The organism is Streptomyces sp. Root431, from assembly GCF_001426585.1.
In the GTDB taxonomy this organism is placed as follows: domain Bacteria; phylum Actinomycetota; class Actinomycetes; order Streptomycetales; family Streptomycetaceae; genus Streptomyces; species Streptomyces stackebrandtii.
This window is the reverse complement of record NZ_LMEI01000007.1, coordinates 561,737-583,401: the sequence shown is the minus strand read 5'-3', so window position 1 is coordinate 583,401 and position 21,665 is coordinate 561,737. Positions and strand designations below refer to the sequence as shown.

The window sequence follows — 21,665 nt, the reverse complement described above, 5'->3', positions numbered from 1 at the left end:
GCGTCATGACTACGGAGATCATCGACGCGGAATGTCTCACGCTCACCCGGGATCTGCGCCGCCGGGGAGCGACCGTCCTGGCCGTCTTCGCCCTCGTCTGGGCCTTCGCGGCCGGCTCCGGCATAGCCTCGGTGCCGGTGGCGGGCGTCCTCGGTGCCCTCGCGGTCATCGTGACGGCGTACGCGCTGGTGACGGCCCGGCGCGGGACCGCCGGGCCCGTGACCCGGACCGTACGGCTGCCCGAGAAGTGGAACCGCTGGGTCGGCCTGGTCAACGCCGGCGAACTGGTGGCGATCTTCGCGGTGATCGCCGCGTCCAACGCCTCGGGCCACCCCGAGTTCATCCCCGTCGGGATCTGCCTCGTCGTCGGCCTGCACTTCTTCCCGCTGGCGCGCCTCTTCGACCAGCGGCAGTACACGTGGACGGCGGTCTCCCTGTCGGCCGTCGCGCTGGTGGGTCTCGCCGTCCTCGCGGCCGGCACCTCGGCGGAGACGATCCGTGCGGTGGTGGGTCTGGGCGCCGCGGTCGTGCTGTGGGCCTCCTCCTTCCACGTCGCCCTGAAGGGCTGACCGCCTCACCCCGTCAAGCCGCGATCCAGTGCGGGTCGGGCACCACCGTGAGGAGCGCCGAGACGACGACGATCACGGCCAGCGTGCCCACCTCGATACGTGCCGGGGCCTCGGCGTCGCCGCCGGACAGCATCCGGCTCCTGGCCGCGAGCGCCAGCAGGCTCACCCCGCCGAACAGCAGCAGCTTGACCAGCAGGATCCTTCCGTATGCCGTGGTCAGGACCTCGTCGAGCGGCAGCCTGCGCAGGGTCGAGGCCGTGCCGGTGGCCGCGAGGGCGGCGTAGAGGACGGCGGCCATCCGGGCGTAGCGGACGAGGACGTCACGGCCCCCGCGCCGCAGCCGCATGGTGCGCAGCACGTACAGGAGCGAGCCGAGCCAGAGCGAGGCGCCCGTGAGGTGGACGACGGTCAGTCCGATGCCCACGGCGGGCGTGTACGTCTCGGTGTGGGCCCGCAGCGCCTCGGCCACGACCGCGACGGCGAGCGGGAGGGCGGCGAGGCCCGGGCGCCGGGAGGTCGCGCACAGGGCGGCGAGGGCGAAGGCGTTGGCGGTGACGAGCAGGAGGCGGCCCTCCCGCAGCCCGTACACGACGGGCAGGCTCAGCCCGCTGACGGCGGCGAGGAGCAGCAGGAGTCCGGCGGAGGCGGCCGCGGCGAGCAGGGCGGCGGGCACGGACAGGGCGCGGGGCCGGGGTCCTTCCCCGGCGAGGCGGCGGCCGGCGAGTTCGCCGGCGTGGACGGCGAGGCCCGTGAGGACGAGGAAACGCAGCAGCGCGGTGGTGCCGGCGGCGGGTATCCGGAGCTCTCCGGTGCCCGTCTGGGCGAGGCCCGCGCCCAGCAGGGCGAGGCCGATGACGGCCAGGGCGGCGACAGCGGCGAGGAGCGCCGCCGTCGGACGGCTCGGGGTACCGAAGGGTCCGGGAAGCGTCACCGGACGATCGTCACCGAGCCCCGGACGGGCGGCAACTCAGCGTTGCGCCGCCCGCCCGGGCGGGCGGATCAGGCCTTGTTGTAGTGCGCCCAGAACTCGTCCCAGGACAGGACGCCGTCGCCGTTGGTGTCGCGCTGCTTGATGAGCACCTCGGCGACCGTCTCGGTGACGTTGAAGTCGCCGAACTGCGCCATGAGGCTCTTGTACTCCGCCGCGGTGATGAAGCCGTCGCCGTCCGCGTCGAACTTGTTGAATGCCGTGCGTGCCGACTCGATGTCCGCCACTGCTTCCGCCCCTTCTCGGTACTTCTCTGACGGTGGCCAGATTAGCGGGCCCGCCGATGCCGGGTGAGGGCGGTAGAAGGTAGCGGCGCTATCTGAAGATGCCGGTGTGACCGAGGGAGTAGCGGCCGGGCTGGGGGTAGACCGCGAGGCCGTGGGGGCCGCCGCCGACGGGGATGCGGGCGAGCTGCTTGCCGCTGGCGGTGTCGATCGCGTAGACCTCGGAGTCGTAGCGTCCGGACAGCCACAGCACCTTGCCGTCGGCGGAGACGCCGCCCATGTCGGGGGAGCCGCCGTCCGGGAGCCACCACTTCTTGGTGAGCTTGTTCTTCGCGAAGTCGAAGACGGAGACCGAGCCCTCGCCGCGGTTGGGGACGTACATCTCGCGCGAGTCCCGGCTGACGTAGAGGCCGTGGGCGCCCTTGCCGGTGGGGAGCAGGGTCGGGGTGGTGAACTTCTCGCCGTCGAGGACCCACATGCCGTGGGCCATCATGTCGGCGACGTAGAAGGTCTTGCCGTCCGGGGAGATCTTCACGTCCTGCGGCATGGCGCCCTGGAAGGGCAGTTTCTGCTGGCCGATGACCTCCATCTTCTCGGTGTCGACCTTGAGCAGTTCGCCGGAGAACTCGCAGGAGACGACGAAGTACCGTCCGTCGGCGGAGAAATCGGCGTGGTTGACGCCGTAGCAGCTCACGGGGACGGTCTTCTTCCGCTCCATGGTGTGGGGGTCGCGGAAGACGAGTTCGCGGTCGAGCGAGGCCATGACGACGGCGTACTTGCCGTTGGGCGTGAAGTAGAGGTTGTACGGGTCGTGGACCTCGACCGGCTTGCCCGCGATGCCGGTGGCGGGGTCGATGGGGGTGAGGGTGTGGCCGCGGTTGTTGTTGACCCAGAGGGTCTTCATGTCCCAGGAGGGCACGACGTGCTGGGGCTGGTTGCCGACGGGGATGGTCTCGATGACCTGGTAGGTGGCGGGGTCGATGACCGAGACGGTGTTGGAGGTGGTGTTGGGGACGTAGACCCGGGAGGGGAAGTTCCTGACGACCGGTGAGAGCTTGTTCGGCCGGTCGGCGGCGTAGACGTCGTCGGGGTCGAGGAGCGGTGGCATGCCGGGGAGTCCGGCGGGCGCCGCGGCCGGCTTGGGCACGGCGGGGGCGGCGGCCTTCTTGACCCCGGTGGCGCCGTTCTCGGCCTGGTTCCCGCCGCCGCAGCCCGCGAGGGTGACGAGGAGGGCGGCGGCGAGGAGGGCCGCGCTTCGTCCGGTGTGGTGTGCCATCAGGTCAGCAGCTCCGTGGTGGTGACCGCGCGCAGTCCGCGGCGGCCGAGGTCGGCGAGGAGGAGGGGCAGCGCGGCGGCGGTGTCCGGGTAGCCGAAGTGCAGGCTGACGACCGATCCGGGCCGGACGGAACCGGTGACGTTGCGGACGATCGCGGCGGCGCCGGGCGAGGTGAAGTCGAGGGAGTCGACGTCGTACGAGAGGGCGTGCGGGTATCCGGCGCGTCGGGCGGCGCGCAGGACCGCGGGGGCGGCGTGCTGCGTCCGGGAGGGCCGGAACCAGGTGCCGACGGAGCCGGTGAGGCGGCGCAGGCGGGTGGCGCAGGCCTCGATCTCCGCGTGGGCCTCGGTCTCGGTCATGGCGTTGATGTCGGTGTGGTGCTGGGTGTGGTTGCCGAGGTCGTGTCCGCCGTCGAGGATGCGGCGGGCCATGCCGGGGTGTTCGTCGAGCCAGGAGCCGACGGCGAGGACGGTGACGCGGGCGCCGGCCTTCTCCGCCTGGCCGAGGAGGGTGCGGGCGAGGGCGGGGTCGCCCTGGCCGTGGAAGGTGAGGGCGACCCGGGGCCGGTCGCGGGGGCCGTGGTCGATCTCGGCGGGCCGGCCGGGGAAGCGGCGCGGGGCGGGGGCGGCGACCGGGGCGGCGGCGGGCGCCGTGCCGGGGCGGCGGGCGGCGGGGGCCGGGCGGGGCTCCGTACCGCAGGCGGTGGCGAGGGCTCCCGCGAGGGCGGCGGCCGCGCCCGTCCGGAGGACGCCGCGGCGGTCGGTCGGCTTCACCCGACCAGTAAAGAAGGATGTCGACCGAATCGTGATGATTAGGCCGATTCAGGACGTTTGCGGCCTCCCCCGGGGCGTCCACCATGCGGACGGGCCGGGGAAACAATCGATGAACCGCATAGCCATTCAATGTTTGCAAGGCGAGTGCCGCAGGTCACCAATGATTCATAGACGATCAATCCCCATTTGCCCGACTCTGTCCCGGTAGGGACTTTTGGCGGCGAGGCCTCCCGTCTGCCATAGTCGGAGACACGACCCCCATTGACCCGGGCCAGGTCGACATAGCAGCCGTGGATACACCCCCCCGTCCACGGCGCATCACACGAGAGCCCCCAGGCGCCCCACAGCGGCGGACGGGGGCTTTCGTGCACCCGGAGGCATGCCAGGGGAATCCTCAGGCGCGGTCGGCGACCCGCATCTCGAACCAGGTCGTCTTGCCGCGCGGCGCGAGGTCCACACCCCAGCGGTCGGAGAGCTTGTCGACGAGGAAGAGGCCGCGGCCGCTCGTGTCGAGCTCGCTCACCGGCATCAGACAGGGCAGCCCCCGCGACGGGTCGCGGACCTCGATCCGGATCCACCCGCGCCGCCGGTGCAGCCGCAGCCTGAAGGACCGGGCGCCGGTGTGCCGGACGGCGTTGCCGACGAGCTCCGAGACGAGCAGCACCGCGTGCTCGGCGATCTGCGGGCCGAGCCCCCACTGGCGCAGGACCACGCCCTGCGTGAGCCGGCGGGCCACCCACGCGGACTCGGGGCGGGACGGCAGCACCACGTCCTCGTCCGCCGGGTTGCCGTACAACTCCAGTACGCAGGCGACCTGTTCGTCGTCCACGGCCGGTGACCACCGCGCGGCGGCGGCGCTTCCGCGCTGCCACGGTTGCTCCGTACCCTCCAGGCCCGCCATGCCCCCATCATGGCCGCACGAAGCCGTCCGCGGGGGCCGTTCCGGTGGAATCGGCCCCCTCGGACACGGCTCAGGCGAACTTCGCCTTGCCGGGACCCTCCTCGACGAAGCTACGCATGCCGTTCTCGCGGTCCGCGGTGGCGAACAGCCCGGCGAACCAGGTGCGTTCGATGGCGAGGCCGGTGTCGATGTCGGCCTCCAGACCCTGGTCGACCGCCTCCTTCGCGGCCCGCAGGGCGACCGCGGGACCCTGCGCCAGCTTCGCGGCCCAGGCGTGCGCCTGCTCGTACACCTCGGCGGCCGGGACGACCCGGTCGACCAGGCCGAGGGTGAGGGCCTCGTCCGCCTTCACCATGCGGCCGGTGAAGATGAGGTCCTTGGCGCGGGAGGGGCCGATCAGCCGGGAGAGGCGCTGCGTGCCGCCCGCGCCGGGGATCAGGCCGAGCAGGATCTCCGGCTGGCCCAGCTTCGCGTTGTCGGCGGCGATCCGGTAGTCGGCGCAGAGCGCGAGCTCGCATCCGCCACCGAGCGCGTAGCCGGTGACGGCGGCGACGACGGGCTTGGGGATGCGGGCGATCGCGGTGAAGGAGTCCTGGAGGGCGCGCGAGCGCTTGACCATGGCCACGTGGTCCATGACCTGCATCTCCTTGATGTCCGCGCCGGCCGCGAACACCTTCTCGCCGCCGTAGAGGATCACGGCCCGCACGTCGTCGCGGTCGGTCGCCTCCTGGGCCAGCTCGCGCAGCCGGTCCTGGGTGGCGATGTCGAGGGCGTTCATCGGGGGGCGGTCGAGGCGGATCGTGCCGACGCCATCGGCGACTTCGAGGTTCACAGTCATGGAACGAAGGTTAGTAGGCGTTAACGCGAAGGGACCCGGTGCCGTTTGTCACAGCACCGGGCCCCTCTCATGACCTGCGGACGCGGACTAGGCGGTCCACTCCGACCACGACATGTTCCAGCCGTTGAGGCCGTTCTCCGGCTGGATCTGCTTGTCCTTGGAGTTCTTCACGACGATCACGTCACCGATGATCGAGCGGTCGAAGAACCAGGCGGCCGGGGTCGAGCTGTCGCCCGCGCCGCGCGTGTCCGACAGACCGACGCAGCCGTGGCTGACGTTCGAGGAGCCGAAGGTGCTCTTCGGGGCCCAGTAGTTGCCGTGCACGAAGGTGCCCGAGGTGGACAGACGCATCGCGTGCGGGACGTCCTTGATGTCGTACTCGCCACCGAAGCCGACCGTGGCGCCGTTCATCCGGGTCACCTTGTACTTCTCGCTGATGACCATCTCACCGTTGTACGTGGTCGTCGACGGGGCGCCCGCGGTGATCGGCAGCGTCTTGATGATCTTGCCGTCCCGCTCGATCTTCATCGTCTTGGCGCTCGCGTCGACGGTGGAGACCTGACGGCGGCCGATGGTGAAGGTGACGGTCTTCTTCTGCTTGCCGTAGACGCCCGGGCGGCCTTCGACACCGTCCAGGTTGAGGTGCACGGTCACCTTGGTGCCCGCGGCCCAGTACTCCTCGGGGCGGAAGTCGAGGCGGTCGTTGCCGAACCAGTGCCCCTCGATCTCCACGGCCGGCTCGGCCGTCACCTTGATGGCCTTCTCGACGGCGTCCGGGTCGGTGATGCCCCGGGTGAAGTTGATGGACACCGGCATGCCGACACCGACGGTCGCGCCGTCCTCCGGCGTGTAGTGGCCGATGAAGGTGTTCTTCGGGACCAGCGTGGTGAAGGTGGTGTCCTTCGCCGACTCGCGGCCCTCGGCGTCCTTCGCGATCGCGTGGACCTTGTACTGGGTCCCCGCGGACAGGTGGGCGGTGGGCGCCCAGCTGGCACCGTCCGCCGCGATCTTGCCCTCGACCGCGGCGCCCTTGGAGTCGGCGACCTCGACCGTGGTCAGCTTGCCCTGCTCGGCGGAGACCTTGAGGGCCCCGCTGGTGGCGACCGAGTCGGCGCCGTCCTTCGGAAGGATCGTCACGACCGCCTGCGAGGCGGCGTTCTCCGGCTTGCCGCTCCCCTGCGACGCCGGGTCCTGGCCCCCCTTGCCACCGCCGGTGGCCGTCTCTCCACCGCCGCAGGCGGTGAGGACGATGAGCAGCGCCCCCGCGGCCAGCGCCTGCAGACGGACGCCCCCGCGTCGTCGGCCGCGCCGGCCATTCGCTCCTACCGATGCCCCCGATATCGGCTGCCCGTTCACTGTGGTCTTCTCCCCTCACACGGCCGGGCAACGCCACGGCCCCACCCCCGTGCGCATCCGCTCGCGCACACGGCGCTAGATAATCACACCGCAGGACACGAAAGATCCTCGTGAATGTCACCGTTCCGTCCCGATCGACGTGCTAAAGCACCGAGGTGACGGCCCGGGTGGCGGGAGGGGCGCGAGGGGGACGCGAGAGGGGGCTCAGCGCAGCGCCGAACCGGCCTTCCACTGGGTCCAGTCCATGTTCCACCCTCCGAGCCCGTTGTCGGGAGCGACCTTCCGGTCACGCGAGTTGACCACTTCCACCACGTCGCCGATGAGCGTCCGCTCGAAGAACCAGCCCGCCGGCGAGTCCGCGCTGCCGCCCTTCTCGTCCCGCAGCCCCACGCAGCCGTGACTGACGTTCGCCGAGCCGAACGTGTCGGCCGAGGCCCAGTAGTTGCCGTGCAGGAAGGTCCCCGACTCGGTGAGCCGCATCGCGTGCGGGACGTCCTTGATGTCGTACTCGCCGCCGAAGCCGACCGTCCGCCCGTCCATCCGCGTCACGTCGTACAGCTCCGTGACGACCATCTTCCCGTTGTACGTGGTGGTCTTCGGCGCGCCCGCGGTGATCGGCACGGTCGCGAGGACCTCGCCGTTCCTGCGGACCTCCATGGTGTGCGCGGCGGCGTCGACCAGGGAGACCTGGGAGCGGCCGACGGTGAAGCCGACCTTCTTGCGCTGGATGCCGTACACGCCCGGCGCGCCCTCGACGTCGCGGAGGTCGAGCTCCACGCCGACCTCCGTCCCCGGCCGCCAGTACGCGGCGGGCCGGAAGTCGAGCCGCTCCTTCCCGAACCAGTGGCCGACGACCTCGACCGGCGGGTCGGAGGTGATCCGGATGGCCTTCTCGACCTCGTCCCGGTTCTCGATGGGCCGGTTGAAGGAGAAGGAGACGATCATTCCGGTGCCGACAGTGGAACGGTTCTCCGGCTTGAAGTAGCCGATGAACCGGCTCTCCGGCACCACGGTCGTGAAGGTGGTGTGCCGGGCGGAGCGGCGACCGTGGGCGTCGAGCGCGACGGCGTCCACGCTGTACTTGGCGGCCAGCGCGAGCCGGGCGTCGGCCCGGGGCCGCCACCGCAGCCCGTCCGCGGAGATCTCCCCGGCGACCCGGGTCCGCTGGGCGTCCTCGACCTGGACGACCGTCACCCGTTCGAGCCGCCCGCTGTCCACCCGTACCTCTACGGGACCCCCGGCCGGCACCCCCCGACTGCCGTCCTCCGGACTCACCCGGATGACATCCCCGGGGGCCCGCGCCTTGCCCGGCAGGGAGATGTCGATGCCGCCTTCGCCGTCCGCTCCTGTGCAGCCCGCGAGGCCCGCCATCAGTCCCGCCACCGCCAGGGCGTACCTTGCCCGCTTCCATACACGATTCACGCTCGGCCCAACGACAGCCCCCCTCCAGGGGAAACGTGCGTGCGGGCCATGTTGGGAGCACGGCCGTGCGGGCAGAACAGGGAGGACGACGGGAAAGAGCGGCGGCCGGGACGCCGCCGCTCCCCCGGATGCGGGCCCCACGAGCCCCACGAGCCGCGGGAGGCCGGACGGTGTCGAGTGCAGCCGAGCAGGAGGCGGTACAGGAGCGTGCCCTGGAACGGTCGGGGCCGGAGAGCAGGGAGCCCGGCACCGACAGGACACGCCCACCGGTGTGGCCGGGGGCGCCGACGCCCCTGGGAGCCCGCTGCCGGGTCGGGCCGGGCGGGGTGACGGGCACCAACTTCGCCCTGTGGGCGGGGGGTGCGGAGGCCGTGGAGCTGTGCCTGTTCGACGAGGACGGTACGGAGCTGCGGCTGCCGCTGACCGAGCTGACCCACGAGATCTGGCACGGCTTCGTGCCCGGGATCGGCGCCGGACAGCGGTACGGCTTCCGGGTGCACGGCCGCTGGGACCCGTGGACGGGAGCCCGCTGGAACCCGGCGAAGCTGCTCCTCGACCCGTACGCCCGAGCCGTGGAGGGTGACTTCGCCCTGCCGCCGGAGGTGTACGGGCATGTGCGGGACTGGCCCCAGCAGCATGTCGCCGACACCGTCCGCGACGACCGGGACTCCGCCCCGTACGTCCCGAAGGGGGTCGTCGTCCACGACGACGACGACTGGTCGGACGACCGCAGGCCCAAGACGCCCTGGCAGGACTCGGTCATCTACGAGCTGCACGTGAAGGGCTTCACCCAGCAGCACCCGGGCATCCCCGAACGGCTCCGCGGCACGTACGCGGGGCTCGCGCACCCGGCGGCGATCGAGCACCTCGTGGGGCTCGGGGTGACGGCGGTCGAGCTCCTGCCGGTCCACCAGTTCGCCCACGAGGACCACCTCCTGCGGCGCGGCCTGCGCAACTACTGGGGCTACAACTCCCTCGGCTACTTCGCCCCGCACGCCGGGTACTCGTCCTCCGGGACGACGGGACAGCAGGTGGGCGAATTCAAGAAGATGGTGCGGGCCCTGCACGCGGCCGGCATCGAGGTCATCCTCGACGTCGTCTACAACCACACGGCGGAGGCGGGCGAGCTGGGTCCCACCCTCTCCCTCAAGGGCATCGACAACCGCGGCTACTACCGGCTCCAGTCCGACGCCCGCCGGTACGCCGACTACACGGGCTGCGGCAACACGCTGCACGTCGTGCAGCCGCAGGTGCTGCGGCTCATCACCGACTCGCTCCGCTACTGGGTGACGGAGATGGGCGTGGACGGCTTCCGCTTCGACCTGGCGGCGGCCCTGGCCCGCTCGATGCACGACGTCGACATGCTCTCCCCGTTCCTCGCGGTCATCGCCCAGGACCCGGTCCTGCGCCGGGTCAAGCTGATCGCCGAACCCTGGGACGTCGGCAACGGCGGCTACCAGGTCGGGGCCTTCCCTCCCCTCTGGACCGAATGGAACGACCGCTACCGGGACGCCGTCCGGGACTTCTGGCGGGGCGCGCTGCCCGACGTACGGGACCTCGGCTACCGGCTCTCCGGCTCCAGCGACCTGTACGCGTGGGGCGGGCGCCGACCGTACGCCTCCGTCAACTTCGTCACCGCGCACGACGGCTTCACGCTCCGGGACCTCGTCACGTACGAGCGGAAGCACAACGAGGCCAACGGCGAAGGCAACCGGGACGGCACCCACGACAACCGGTCCTGGAACTGCGGGACGGAGGGCGAGACGGACGACCCGGAGATCCAGGCGCTCCGCCTCCGCCAGCTCCGCAACCTCCTCACCACGCTCCTCCTCTCCACCGGGGTCCCGATGCTCGTCGCCGGCGACGAGATGGGCCGCACGCAGGGCGGCAACAACAACGCGTACTGCCAGGACAACGAGATCGGCTGGCTCGACTGGTCGCTGCCGGACGACCCGGGCCGCGCCCAGCTCCTCGCCCTGACCCGCCGGCTCCTCGCCCTGCGCCACCGCCACCCGGTGCTGCGCCGCCGCGCCTTCTTCTCGGGGCGGCGGCAGGGCGCGGACGGCCTGCGGGACCTGGCCTGGTTCGGCGCGGACGGCGGCGAGATGACCGAGCGGGACTGGTACGCGCCGACGGCGACGCTCGGCCTCTACCTCTCGGGCCGCGACATCCCGGGCCGCGACGAGCGCGGGGAGCAGGTCACCGACGACAGCTTCCTCGCCGTCCTGCACGCCGGCTCCGAACCGCTGGAGTTCCGGCTGCCGGGCCCGCCGTGGGCGGAATCGTACGAACTGCTCGTCGACACCACCCGCGAGGACCAGTCCCGCGCCCCGGGCACGGTCCACGCGGGCGGCGGGACGATCACGGTGGGCGCGCGCTCGACGGTGCTGCTGCGGGTCCGGGAATGAGACGGCGGCCGGCCGAGGAGGGCGATCGGAAAACCGGATGAGACGTGTCAGTGGTGAACCGTAGGGTCGGCCCTGATGCCCGAGAAACCCATGCCCCCAGAGAACCCCTCCCCCGCCCGCTCCGCGGTGCGCGTGCTGCTGCGGCTGTGGCCGTACGTCCGGCCCGTGCGGGGACGGTTGTTCACGGCCGCGATCGTCGCGATCGTCGCCTCCTGTCTGTCCCTGGTCATCCCGCTCGTCCTGAAGTGGATGGTCGACGGGCCCATCACCGACCGCGAGCCGAGCGGCGTATGGCTGGGGGCGCTCTACCTCCTCCTGCTCGGCATCGCCGAGGCCGTCCTCTTCGGGTACCGGCGCTGGCTGGTGGCGCGCCCGCTCGCCGGGGTCGAGGCGCGGATGAGGGCCGATCTGTACGGCAGACTCCAGCGGCTGCCCATCGCCTTCCACGACCGGTGGGCGTCGGGGCAGCTGCTCTCGCGCGGCACGACCGACCTCATGCTGGTCCGGATGTTCCTCGCCTTCCCGCTGACCTTCCTGCTGGTCAACGGCGTGACGATCCTCGCCGGTTACGTGCTGCTGCTCGCCCAGGACTGGTCCCTCGGCCTGGTGCTGCTGACGCCCGTGGTGCCGCTGGTCATCGTCTGCTCGCTCTTCGAGAGCCGGTACGGGACGGTGGCGCGCCGCGCCCAGGACCAGGTCGGCGACCTGACGACGGTCGTCGAGGAGAGCGTCCTCGGCATCCGGATCGTCAAGGGCTTCGGCCGGCACCGCAGCCAGGCCCGGGCCTTCCGCGCCCTCGCCGAGCTGCTGCGGGGCACCGAGCTGACCAAGGCCCGGCTGCTCGCCATGATCTGGGCGGTCATCACCGTCGTACCGGAGCTGGCCATCGGGGCGGCGCTGGTCCTCGGCACCGTGCAGGTGGCGGACGGTGACCTGTCGGCGGGCACGCTCGTCGCGTTCCTGTCGACGGCGCTCGCGCTGCGCTGGCCGGTCGAGTCGATCGGCTTCCTCCTCGCGATGAGCCAGGAGGCGGCGACCGCGACGGAACGGTACTTCGAGGTGATGGACGCGACCGAGGAACCGGACACGTCCGCCCCCTCGGCGGTGGACGGCCCCGAGGGGGTCCGGTTCGAGGGCGTGACCTTCCGCTACCCGGACGCCCCGGAAGGGACGCCACCCGTCCTCGACGGGATCGACCTGCACATCCGCCCCGGCGAGACACTCGCGCTGGTCGGCGGCACCGGCTCCGGCAAGACGACGCTCACCGCGCTCGTCCCGCGCCTGCACGAGGCGACGGGCGGACGGATCCTGCTGGACGGCGAGGACATCGCCCTGATGGACCGGGAGCGGCTGCGGACCCTGGTGTCGGTGGCCTTCGAGGAGCCGACGCTGTTCTCGGCGAGCGTCGGGGAGAACGTCCTGATGGGCGCCGCGGCCGAGGCCGGCGAACCGGAACTGCGGCGCGCCCTGGGCGTGGCCCAGGCGGACGGCTTCGTCGACCGGCTTCCGCAAGGCACGGAGACACAGGTGGGCGAGCAGGGCCTGAGCCTGTCGGGCGGCCAGCGGCAGCGCCTCGCGCTGGCGCGCGCGGTCGTCGGCAAGCCCCGCTTCCTGGTCCTCGACGACCCTCTCTCGGCGCTCGACGTGCACACGGAGGCGCGCGTGGAGGCGGCCCTGCGGGAGGTGCTGCGCGAGACGACGGCACTGGTCGTGGCGCACCGCCCGTCGACGGTGATGCTGGCCGACCGGGTGGCGCTGCTGTCCCGGGGCCGGATCGCCGCGGTCGGCACGCACCAGGAACTGCTGCGGAGCAGCGAGGAGTACGCCTGGCTGATGTCCGGCAAGGACGAGGGGAACGAGAAATGACGGAAACAGCCGTCGCCACAAAAACCACAACCCCCACAACGCCCCCTCCCACACCCCCCACGGACCCCTTCGACCGCGACGACCTGCCGGCACCCCCGGGCGCGACGGGCGCGCTGCTGCGTTCCCTCCTGGCCGGCCACCGCCTGCGGGTCACGGTCGCCGCGCTGGTCCTCCTCCTCAAGGAGGCGGCGGTCCAGGCGGGCCCGCTGCTCGTGGCGTACGCCATCGACCGCGGCGTCCCGGCCTTCCGCGCGGGGGACCACGGCCCGGTGGTGGCGGTGGCGCTCGGCTACCTGCTCTGCGCCGCGCTCTCGGGACTTCTCCAGTACGCCTTCGTCCGGGTGGCGGCCCGGGTGAACCAGGACGTCCTGCTGGACATCCGGGGCCGGATCTTCCGCCACGCCCAGGTCCTGAGCGTCGACTTCCACGAGCGCTACACCTCGGGCCGGCTGATCTCCCGCTCGACGACGGACGTCGAATCGCTCCGCGAGCTGCTCTCGGAGGGCCTCCAGGAACTGATCGGTGTAGTCCTCTCCTTCGTGTCCATCGCGGCGATCCTCCTCTGGCTGGACCTGGGCATCGGAGCAATGGCCGTAGCGTCGTTCCTCCCCCTCTACCTGCTGGTACGGCTCTACCGGCGCCGCGCGGGCAAGGTGTACACGGAGAGGTCCACGGCGATCGCGGGCGTGATCGTGAAGTTCGCGGAGACCATGAACGGGATCCGCCCGGTCCGGGCGTTCCGCCGGGAGCGGACCAACGACGCCGAGTTCGCGGTGCTCAACCACCGCCACGAGCGCAGCAACGGCGACGCGCTCCTGGAGATGGCGCGCTACGTGGTCGGTTCGCGCCTGGTCGCGAACGCGGCGGTGGCGGGCATGTGCCTGTGGGGCGCGTACCGCGTCGCGGACGGCACGCTCGACCTGGGCGTCCTGGCGGCGGCGGTGCTGTACATGCGGCGGCTGTACGACCCGATCGACCGCCTCGGCATGTTCCTCAACTCGTACGAGTCGGCAGCCGCTTCGCTCGCGAAGATCGCGGGCCTCCTGGCCCAGGAGCCGGGAGTCCCGGAGACGACGACCCCGGACCACCTGCCGGAGCGCACGGGCACACCGGGCCGCGAGGTGGTCTTCGAGAAGGTCCGCTTCGCGTACAGGACGGGCGGCGAGGTCCTGCCGGCCTTCGACCTGACGATCCCCGCGGGCCAGACGGTGGCGGTGGTAGGGGCGACGGGCGCGGGCAAATCGACACTCGCCAAACTCCTGTCCCGCTTCTACGACCCCACGGACGGCCGGGTGCTCCTGGACGGAGTGGACCTGAAGGACCTGGCCACACCGGAACTCCGCCGGGGCGTGGTCATGGTGACCCAGGAGGCGTTCCTCTTCTCCGGCACGGTGCGGGAGAACATCGCGATCGGCCGCCCGGACGCGACCCACGACGAGATCGAACGGGCGGCGAAGGCCATCGGGGCCCACGAGTTCATCACCAGCCTCCCGGACGGCTACGACACGGACGTGCGCAAGCGCGGCGGACGGATCTCGGCGGGCCAGCGCCAACTGGTGGCCTTCGCACGGGCGCTCCTGGCGGACCCGGCGGTCCTGATCCTGGACGAGGCGACGAGCTCGCTGGACGTGCCGGGCGAGAGGGCCGTGCAGCGGGCGATGGACACGGTCCTGGCGGGCCGTACGGCGGTGGTCATCGCCCACCGCCTCTCAACGGTCGAAGTGGCGGACCGCGTGCTCGTGATGGAGTCGGGCAGGATCGTCGAGGACGGCACGCCAAGAACCCTGGTCTCGGGCAACGGCCACTACGCGGGCCTGCACCAGGCCTGGCGGGACAGCCTGGTGGGCTGAACGACGGCGGGAGTGGGGGACGTGGAGGGGGTCGTGTTCGGGACGTAGAGCGTGATTTGTGGCGCAGGAGAAACGCCGAGCTCTCAAGGAGCCCGCAGGCGCCGTAAATCATGCAGTCCCGAACGCGACCCCCGGAACGTCCCCCACGCACACTCAGGACCGGGCCCGCAACAAAGCAACCGACAACCCGGCCGCAATCAGCATCAACACAGCAGCCCCCACAGCGGCACCCCCCATGGCCTCGACAAAGGCGGACCGAGCCGCATCGACCACAGAAGCAGGCGCCCCCCACGCACCCCCCAACGTCTCCCGGGCGGCGGCCGGAGCGGAGGAGGGCATCGCGGCGGTGTAGACGGCCGCGCCGATCGACCCGAGGATCGCCATGCCGAGCGCCCCGCCCAGCTCCTGCCCCGATTCGAGGACGGCCGCGGCCGAGCCGGCGCGCTCGGGCGGGGCGGCGCCGAGGGCGAGTTCGTTGGCGAGGGTCATCGCGGAGACGAGCCCGGCGGCGTAGAGGGCACTGGCCACCAGGACGACCCAGAAGGGCGTGGCCCGGTCGATCGCGGCGAGCCAGGCGAAGCCGCCGGAAGCGACGAGGAACCCGCCGCCCATGACGTACGCCCGGTCGACCCGCCGGGCGAGCGCCGCGGCCACCGGGGCGGCGAAGAGGACGCCGCCGGCGGGGACGAGGCTCCACAGGGCCGCTTCGAACGGACTCTGCCCGAGCACGGACTGCAGGTACTGGGTGAGAAAGACAGCGAACCCGACCGTCGCGACCATGGCGAGCAGGTTGACGAGGAGGGACCCGCCGTAGGCCCGGGTGCGGATCAGTCCGAGGTCGATCAGGGGATGGGCGAGCCGCCGCTGCCGCCGGACGAACACCAGGCAGAGCAGCAGCCCACCGGTCACGGCGAGAGCGGGAAGGGAGGCCCAGCCCTCCTTGGCGAGCTCCTTGATCCCGTACACAACCGGCAGCAGAGCGGCCAGGGACAGCCCCGCACTCACCAGATCGAACGGCCCACCGCGGGCCGCTCCCTTGGACTCGGGAAGCAGCAGAGGCCCGAGGACGAGCAGCAAGGCCATCGCGGGCAGGTTGACGAGGAAGACGGACCCCCACCAGAAGTGCTCGACGAGCGCGCCGCTGACGACGGGCCCGAGGGAGATGCCGCTCGCCATGACGGCGGTCCACGCGGTGACGGCCGTGGCGCGCTGGGCCGGGTCCCGGAAGAGGTTGCGGATCAGGGCGAGGGTGGCGGGCATGAGGCAGGCGCCGCCGAGGCCGAGGAGGGCGCGGGCGCCGATGAGGGCGCCGGGGGTGTGGGCGTAGGCGGCGGCGACGGAGGCGACGCCGAAGAGGGCGGCGCCGCCGAGGAGCATCCTGCGGCGCCCGACGCGGTCGCCGAGGGCGCCCATGGTGACGAGGAGTCCGGCGAGGACGAAGCCGTAGGTGTCGAGGATCCAGAGCTGTTCGGTGGCGCCGGGGCGGAGGTCGGCGCTGATGGAGGGGATGGCGAAGTAGAGGATGGAGACGTCCATGGAGACGAGGAGCAGGGGCAGCATGAGGACGCCGAGGGCGACCCATTCGCGGCGCCCGGCGCGAGCGGGTCCGGTCTCGTACCGAGAACGTTCAGCAAGTGTCATGGGAGCAAGGAAGCAGCACGATGCGTACGAGGCCACGACTGCCCTAGTGCACCCCACCCGACACCCCCAACTTCCCACCTCACCAAGGCGTACACCGTCCCGACCGCACTAGTACACTCCCCCGCGTGACGACCGAGCCGCCCTACCTGGCCATCGCGGCGGAGCTGCGCCGCCGCATCCTGTCCGGGGAGCTGTCGCCGGGCGACCGGGTGCCGTCGACGCGGGCGGTGACGCGCGAGTGGGGCGTGGCGATGGCGACGGCGACGAAGGCGCTGGGGGTGCTGCGCCGGGAGGGCCTGGTGCGGCCGGAGCCGGGGGTCGGCACGGTGGTGGTCGGGCAGAAGGGCGCGGCCCCGGACGCGGAGCCGCTGTCACGGAAGCGCCTGGTGGACGCGGCGCTGGAACTGGCCGACGCCGAGGGCCTGAACGCGCTGACGATGCGCCGGGTGGCGACGGTGCTCGGGGTGTCGACGATGACGCTGTACCGCCATGTGCCGGGCAAGGCGGAGCTGGTGCGGCTGATGGCGGACGCGGCGTGCGGCGAGGTGCCGTTGGGGCCGGTGCCGCCGGAGTGGCGGGTGGGGCTTGAGCGGGGGGCGCGCTGGCTGCGCGGGGTGTACTCCCGGCACCGGTGGATGGCGCACGCGATGGCCTCGTTCACGCGGCCGGTGGCGACGCCGAACGCGATGGCGTACACGGAGTGGGTGCTGCGGTCGCTGCGGGGGACTCCGCTGACGCACACGGAGAAACTCCACGCCCATCTGCTGATCTTCGCGTACGTGCAGGGCCTGTCGATGGCCGACGATCTGGAGGAGCAGGCGCGGCAGGACACGGGGATCTCCGACGGCGAGTGGATGGAACAGAATGAGCCACGCTTCGACGCGATCCAGGCGGGCGGTTCGTACCCCGAGCTGAACTCCGTGACCAGCGGCGGCGGTTTCGGTCTGGACCTGGACGCGCTCTTCGAATTCGGGCTTCAGCGAACGTTGGACGGCATCGCGTCCATGATCGGCGAAACGTCCGGTTAACGAACACGGACGTACGGGCAGCGGACGAATTCCGGCCAACTTGCCGATGCCCTCATGACAGGTACCCGTCAGTCCTGTCACTCTCTCCCCGGTTCTTCGCATCAATGTTCACCGCTTCACCCGAACGTGCTCCACAGCTCTCCTTGCTCCGCCCGGACGGGCTCACCCAGGTCCGCCGGTACCCCCCTCGCATAAGGAGTCTGCGTGAGATCCACGCCCAGCCGCCGTGCCACCGCGACCGGCGCTCTGATCGCTGCCGCCGCCATGCTCGCCGTGAGCGTCCAGACCGGTTCCGCCACCGCGGCCGACGGCCCCTGGACCATCGCCCCCAAGGCCCAGCAGGGCTCGGCGGCGAACCCCGGCAAGCTCCCGGCCGACCTCACCCCCGCCGAGCGCACCGCGCTCATCAAGGCCGCCGACGCCGACAAGGCCGCCACGGCCAAGACGCTCGGCCTCGGCGCCCAGGAGAAGCTGGTCGTCCGTGACGTCGTGCAGGACCGCGACGGCACGACCCACACGCGCTACGAGCGCACCTACGCCGGACTGCCCGTCCTCGGTGGCGACCTGATCGTCGAGGAGTCCAAGGCCGGTGCGACCCGGAGCGTCTCCAAGTCGTCCCGCGCGGAGCTGAAGAACGTCGACACCGGTGCGACCGTCGCGCCGGCCGCCGCCGAGAAGCAGGCCGTCGGCCTCGCCCAGGCGGACGGCTCCAAGAAGGCCGCCGCCGACCGCGCCCCGCGCAAGGTCGTGTGGATGGCGCAGGGCGCGCCCGTCCTCGCGTACGAGACCGTCGTCGGCGGCCTCCAGCACGACGGCACGCCGAACGAGCTGCACGTCGTCACGGACGCGAAGACCGGCAAGAAGCTGTACGAGTGGCAGGCCGTCGAGACCGGCACCGGCAACACGCAGTACAGCGGCCAGGTCACGCTCGGCACGGCGCCGTCGTACACCCTGACGGACACGACCCGCGGCAACCACAAGACGTACAACCTCAACGGGGGTTCGTCGGGCACCGGGACGCTGTTCAGCAACACCACCGACGTCTGGGGCAACGGGACTCCGCAGAACAAGGAGACCGCGGGCGCCGACGCGCACTACGGTGCCGCGCTCACGTGGGACTACTACAAGAACGTCCAGGGCCGTAACGGCATCCGGGGCGACGGTGTCGGCGCGTACTCCCGCGTCCACTACGGCAACGCGTACGTCAACGCGTTCTGGCAGGACTCCTGCTTCTGCATGACGTACGGCGACGGCGCGAGCAACCTCAAGCCGCTCACGTCCATCGACGTGGCCGCGCACGAGATGACCCACGGCGTCACCTCCAACACCGCGGGCCTCCAGTACAGCGGCGAGTCCGGCGGCCTCAACGAGGCCACCTCGGACATCTTCGCGGCGGCCGTCGAGTTCTACGCCAACAACGCCCAGGACAAGGGCGACTACCTGGTCGGCGAGAAGATCGACATCCGCGGCAACGGCACCCCGCTCCGCTACATGGACAAGCCGAGCAAGGACGGCTCGTCCAAGGACGCGTGGTACTCGGGCATCGGCGGCATCGACGTCCACTACTCCTCGGGCCCGGCGAACCACTTCTTCTACCTGCTCTCCGAGGGCAGCGGAACGAAGACGATCAACGGCGTCACCTACGACTCGCCGACCTCCGACGGCCTGCCCGTCACCGGCATAGGCCGGGACAAGGCCGCGCTGATCTGGTTCAAGGCGCTCACCACCAAGTGGGGCACGACCACGAACTACGCCGGTGCCCGCACCGGCACGGTCGACGTCGCCAAGGCGCTCTACGGCGCCACCAGCCCCGAGGTCGCGGCCGTCGAGGACGCCTGGGCCGCCATCAACGTGGGCCCGCGCTCCGGTGGTGGCAACCCGCCGACCGGCACGGTCTTCGAGAACACCGCCGACGTGTCCATCCCGGACAACGGCGCCGCGGTCACCTCGACGGTCAACGTCACCGGGATCACCGGCAACGCCCCGAGCACCCTCGCCGTCGGCGTGGACATCGTCCACACCTACCGCGGTGACCTCGTCGTCGACCTCGTCGCGCCCGACGGCTCGGTCTACAGCCTGAGCAACCGCTCCGGCGGCAGCGCCGACAACATCGTCCAGACCTTCACCGTGAACGCCTCCTCGGAGGTGGCGAACGGCGCCTGGAAGCTCCGCGTCCAGGACAAGGCCTCGATCGACACCGGCTACATCAACGCCTTCAAGCTGACCTTCCCGTAACCCGGGAAGACCCGCCTGAAGAAGCGAATGAATTGACGTAGGCAACGGACGCCCGGAGGGAACGATCCCTCCGGGCGTTCGCGCGTCTGCATACCCTGGGGCGCATGATCAGGGTGCTGCTGGCGGACGACGAGACGATGATCAGGGCAGGGGTCCGGGCGATCCTCACCACCGACCCCGGAATCGAGGTGGTCGCCGAGGCCGGCGACGGCCACGAGGCCGTCGAACTCGCCCGGCTGCACCGGCCCGACGTCGCCCTGCTCGACATCCGGATGCCCCGGCTCGACGGACTCGGCGCCGCGGAGGAGCTCCGCAGGACCGTCCCGGACACGGCCGCCGTCATGCTCACCACCTTCTCCGAGGACGCCTACATCGCGCGGGCGCTCGCCCTCGGCGTCAGCGGCTTCCTGCTCAAGTCAGGCGACCCGCGCGAACTCATCGCCGGGGTCCGGGCCGTGGCCGCCGGCGGCGCCGCCCTCTCCCCCGCCGTCGCCCGCCGGGTCATCGACACCCTCGGCGGCGAGCGCCTCGGCCGGGCCGCCGAGGCGCGGGCCCGCCTGGCCCCGCTGACCGGCCGCGAGCGGGAGGTCGTCGCCCTCCTCGGCGCCGGTCTCTCCAACCAGGAGATCGCGGACCGGATGTACGTCGTCGAAGGCACCGTCAAGGCGCATGTGAGCGCCGTCCTGGGCCGCCTGGGGCTCCGCAACCGCGTCCAGCTCGCGATCCTCGCGTACGAGGCGGGCATGGTCCCCGATGCGTGAGCGCCTCTTCGACCTGGGGCTCTGGCTGCTGCTGTGCGTCCCCGTGCTGCTGAGGTCGGACCCCAACGACGGCGGGAGCTGGGCGCAGGTCGCCGTCGGCATCGTGGTGCTCGGCGGCTGCGTCGCGGTCAGCCGGCGGTGGCCGCTGGCGCCGATCGCGGTCACGGTCGCGGCGAGCCTGCCCGCCACCCTGGAGCTGTTCACCCCCTCGTACAGCCTGGCGCTCGTCGCGTTCGGCTATCTCGCGGGGCGCCGCCAGGAGCACACCCGGGGCGCGCTGTGGCTGTTCGGCGCGGTGGCGGCGGCCGGCCTGCTCCTCACCCGGATCACCGCGACCTCGCTGGGCCAGTGGTTCACGCTGCTGCTCGCACTGGCCCTGGCGATCGTCGCTCCCTGGCTGATCGGCCGTTACGTCCGCCAGTACGACCGGCTCGTGCACAGCGGCTGGGAGCTCGCCGACCGGATGGAGCGCGAGCAGGCGGCCGTCGCGGACCGGGAGAGGCTGCGGGAACGGTCCAGGATCGCAGGCGACATGCACGACTCCCTCGGCCACGACCTGGCCCTGATCGCCGTGCGCGCGGGCGCGCTCGAGGTCGATCCGGCACTCGGCCCCGACCAGCAGCACGCGGCCGGTGAGCTGCGCCGGGCGGCGGCCGACGCGACGGCCAGGCTCCGGGACGTCATCGGTGTCCTGCGCCAGCCCGACGAGGATCCGGCGCCCACGGCCCCGGGCGGCGAGCCGGTCGAGGAGCTCGTCGCCCGCGCCCGCGCCTCGGGCCTCGCGGTCACCCTGACGGTGACCGGGACGGGCCGGGAGCCCGACGGAATGGCGGGGTGGGCGCTGCACAGGGTCGTCCAGGAGGCGCTCACCAACGCGGCGAAGCACGCGCCGGGCGGCGGCGTGGACGTCCGGGTCGACGCCGGTGCCGAGCGCGTCGCCGTGGACGTCGTGAGCGGCCCGGGCACGACCGGTTCGCCGCTCGCCTCGGGCGGCACGGGGCTCGTCGGTCTCGACGAGCGCGTACGGCTCGCGGGCGGGGTCCTGTCGCACGGTCCCACGCCCGACGGGGGCTTCGCGGTCCGCGCGACCCTGCCGCGCCGGACGCCCGCCGGCGCCCCGACGGCCACGCCCTCCCGCACCGTGCTCTCCCCCACCTCGGCCCGGGAGCTGGACCGGGTCCGCCGCCAGGTCCGGAAGGGCCTCGCGCAGGCCATCTGGATCCCGCTCGCGCTGCTCGCCGCGCTCGGCCTGCTCATGGCCGGGGTCGCGCTCTGGACCCAGCACCAGTCGTATCTGGAGCCGGACGACTACGACCACATGCGGATCGGGCAGACCCTCACCGCCATCACCGAGGCCGAGGACCTGCCCGAGCACCCGCTGGACGGCCCGCCGAAGGGTGTTCCGGCGGAGCCGCCCGGCATGGACGAGTGCCGGTACTACCGCTCCACGCTGCTCGCCGCGGTCCCGGTGTACCGGCTCTGCTTCGTCGACGGGCACCTCGCCGACAAGGCCGAGGTGCGCTGAGACC

At 71.9% G+C, this 21,665-nt stretch carries 17 protein-coding genes; 8 read left to right on the top strand and 9 right to left on the bottom strand.

The window, feature by feature from the left end; genetic code table 11:
- The first annotated feature begins 5 nt into the window (after positions 1-5).
- Complete coding sequence (locus ASC82_RS09860; RefSeq protein WP_056644262.1) at positions 6-569, top strand: hypothetical protein; 564 nt, start codon at positions 6-8, stop codon at positions 567-569.
- Positions 570-582: 13 nt separating this feature from the next.
- On the opposite strand, the gene ASC82_RS09855 is transcribed toward ASC82_RS09860, so the two are convergent.
- The 8 genes from ASC82_RS09855 to ASC82_RS09820 form a co-directional block, all read right to left on the bottom strand.
- The gene (locus ASC82_RS09855) at positions 583-1,500 is read right to left on the bottom strand and encodes a CopD family protein (RefSeq protein ID WP_056644259.1); all 918 of its coding nucleotides are present in this window, start codon (positions 1,498-1,500) and stop codon (positions 583-585) included.
- 68 nt (positions 1,501-1,568) lie between these two features.
- Positions 1,569-1,784, bottom strand: a complete 216-nt coding sequence (locus tag ASC82_RS09850; RefSeq protein WP_056644257.1) for an EF-hand domain-containing protein — start codon at positions 1,782-1,784, stop codon at positions 1,569-1,571.
- 88 nt (positions 1,785-1,872) lie between these two features.
- Entirely contained in the window at positions 1,873-3,057 is a 1,185-nt protein-coding gene (locus ASC82_RS09845; RefSeq protein ID WP_056644255.1) for a YncE family protein, read from the bottom strand.
- Positions 3,057-3,830 carry a polysaccharide deacetylase family protein gene (locus ASC82_RS09840; protein WP_056644253.1) on the bottom strand — a complete coding sequence of 258 codons (774 nt, stop codon included), beginning with the start codon at positions 3,828-3,830 and terminating at the stop codon, positions 3,057-3,059. Before ASC82_RS09840 ends, ASC82_RS09845 begins: the two co-directional genes overlap by 1 nt.
- A 394-nt stretch (positions 3,831-4,224) precedes the next feature.
- On the bottom strand, positions 4,225-4,731 hold the full coding sequence (locus ASC82_RS09835; RefSeq protein ID WP_056644251.1) for an ATP-binding protein: 507 nt from the start codon (positions 4,729-4,731) through the stop codon (positions 4,225-4,227).
- 70 nt (positions 4,732-4,801) lie between these two features.
- On the bottom strand, positions 4,802-5,569 hold the full coding sequence (locus ASC82_RS09830; RefSeq protein WP_024755207.1) for an enoyl-CoA hydratase-related protein: 768 nt from the start codon (positions 5,567-5,569) through the stop codon (positions 4,802-4,804).
- Positions 5,570-5,656: 87 nt separating this feature from the next.
- The gene (locus tag ASC82_RS09825) at positions 5,657-6,925 is read right to left on the bottom strand and encodes an Ig-like domain-containing protein (protein WP_056644249.1); all 1,269 of its coding nucleotides are present in this window, start codon (positions 6,923-6,925) and stop codon (positions 5,657-5,659) included.
- Positions 6,926-7,129: 204 nt separating this feature from the next.
- Positions 7,130-8,296 carry an Ig-like domain-containing protein gene (locus ASC82_RS09820; RefSeq protein ID WP_242427631.1) on the bottom strand — a complete coding sequence of 389 codons (1,167 nt, stop codon included), beginning with the start codon at positions 8,294-8,296 and terminating at the stop codon, positions 7,130-7,132.
- A gap of 221 nt (positions 8,297-8,517) precedes the next feature.
- Between ASC82_RS09820 and glgX the strand changes: the two genes are divergently transcribed.
- The 3 genes from glgX (at position 8,518) to ASC82_RS09805 (ending at position 14,471) form a co-directional block, all read left to right on the top strand.
- Entirely contained in the window at positions 8,518-10,755 is a 2,238-nt protein-coding gene (gene glgX, locus ASC82_RS09815; RefSeq protein ID WP_079039175.1) for a glycogen debranching protein GlgX, read from the top strand.
- Between the two features lie 75 nt (positions 10,756-10,830).
- Positions 10,831-12,621: an ABC transporter ATP-binding protein gene (locus ASC82_RS09810; protein ID WP_056644245.1), complete on the top strand. Its 1,791-nt coding sequence runs from the start codon at positions 10,831-10,833 to the stop codon at positions 12,619-12,621.
- Positions 12,618-14,471, top strand: a complete 1,854-nt coding sequence (locus ASC82_RS09805; RefSeq protein ID WP_056644243.1) for an ABC transporter ATP-binding protein — start codon at positions 12,618-12,620, stop codon at positions 14,469-14,471. The genes ASC82_RS09810 and ASC82_RS09805 overlap by 4 nt, the downstream gene beginning before the upstream one ends.
- 153 nt (positions 14,472-14,624) lie before the next feature.
- Here the strand turns inward: ASC82_RS09805 and ASC82_RS09800 are convergent, their stop codons facing one another.
- Positions 14,625-16,112: an MFS transporter gene (locus ASC82_RS09800; RefSeq protein WP_056644242.1), complete on the bottom strand. Its 1,488-nt coding sequence runs from the start codon at positions 16,110-16,112 to the stop codon at positions 14,625-14,627.
- Positions 16,113-16,237: 125 nt separating this feature from the next.
- On the opposite strand from ASC82_RS09800, the gene ASC82_RS09795 reads away from it, so the two are divergent.
- From ASC82_RS09795 to ASC82_RS09780, 4 genes are all read left to right on the top strand, one after another.
- Positions 16,238-17,140 carry a TetR/AcrR family transcriptional regulator C-terminal domain-containing protein gene (locus ASC82_RS09795; RefSeq protein ID WP_056644240.1) on the top strand — a complete coding sequence of 301 codons (903 nt, stop codon included), beginning with the start codon at positions 16,238-16,240 and terminating at the stop codon, positions 17,138-17,140.
- 204 nt (positions 17,141-17,344) lie between these two features.
- On the top strand, positions 17,345-19,375 hold the full coding sequence (locus ASC82_RS09790) for a M4 family metallopeptidase (protein WP_056644237.1): 2,031 nt from the start codon (positions 17,345-17,347) through the stop codon (positions 19,373-19,375).
- Between the two features lie 104 nt (positions 19,376-19,479).
- On the top strand, positions 19,480-20,136 hold the full coding sequence (locus tag ASC82_RS09785) for a response regulator transcription factor (protein ID WP_056644235.1): 657 nt from the start codon (positions 19,480-19,482) through the stop codon (positions 20,134-20,136).
- The gene (locus ASC82_RS09780) at positions 20,129-21,661 is read left to right on the top strand and encodes a histidine kinase (protein WP_056644233.1); all 1,533 of its coding nucleotides are present in this window, start codon (positions 20,129-20,131) and stop codon (positions 21,659-21,661) included. The genes ASC82_RS09785 and ASC82_RS09780 overlap by 8 nt, the downstream gene beginning before the upstream one ends.
- Positions 21,662-21,665 lie beyond the last annotated feature (4 nt).